Consider the following 736-nt stretch of genomic DNA (forward strand, 5'->3'; position numbering starts at 1 on the left):
GGCAGTCTCCAATAAATTCGGATGGGTTGTTCTGACAACAGGGAATAAGTGTGAGATGAGCGTAGGATATGCTACACTTTATGGAGACATGGCAGGAGGTTTTGCAGTTATAAAAGACGTGCCCAAGACCCTTGCATATGAACTTTGCAAATGGAAAAACTCTGAAGAGGGCAGGGCAGTGATACCCGATAGGGTTCTCTGGAAAGAGCCTTCTGCAGAGCTGAGGCCTGATCAGAAGGACACAGACTCTCTGCCTCCGTATCCTGTGCTTGACCCTATACTCAAGGCATATATAGAAGATGACAAAAGTTTTGAGGATATATTATCCTCAGGGTGTGAGATTGAGTGCACAAGGAAGACTATAGAGATGATAGACAGAAGCGAATATAAAAGAAGGCAGTCTCCTCCAGGAATAAAAATAACGCCGCGGGCATTTGGCAAAGACAGGCGGTTTCCGATAACAAATAAGTATCGGAGATATTAGGATAGGGGGTAAAAAATTGAGGTGTATATGAAATTAAGACCGGTTGCACTCGGAGTTGCGCTTGGATCAGTCTGGGGCGTTTTGCTATTTATACCAACATGGATTTCCTATTACACAGGCTACGGCAGGCTTTTTCTGGAAGTTCTTGCGCAATCGATATATCCGGGTTACACCATAACTCCGCTGGGAAGTTTTCTTGGGCTGCTTTATGGTTTTGCTGATGGCTTTGTGAGCGCGGCGCTAATCGGCTAT

2 protein-coding genes are annotated in these 736 nt (G+C 45.2%); both read left to right on the plus strand.

The window, feature by feature from the left end; translation table 11 throughout:
* Nucleotides 1–484, plus strand: a 484-nt coding sequence (gene nadE / locus HW443_RS12420) for an NAD(+) synthase (RefSeq protein WP_176238362.1), incomplete at its 5' end; no start/stop codon positions are given.
* 27 nt (nucleotides 485–511) lie between these two features.
* On the plus strand, nucleotides 512–736 hold a 225-nt coding region (locus HW443_RS13135), incomplete at its 3' end, for a hypothetical protein (RefSeq protein ID WP_219857271.1).

The sequence above is a fragment of the Candidatus Hakubella thermalkaliphila genome (assembly GCF_013281975.1).
In the GTDB taxonomy this organism is placed as follows: domain Bacteria; phylum Actinomycetota; class Humimicrobiia; order Hakubellales; family Hakubellaceae; genus Hakubella; species Hakubella thermalkaliphila.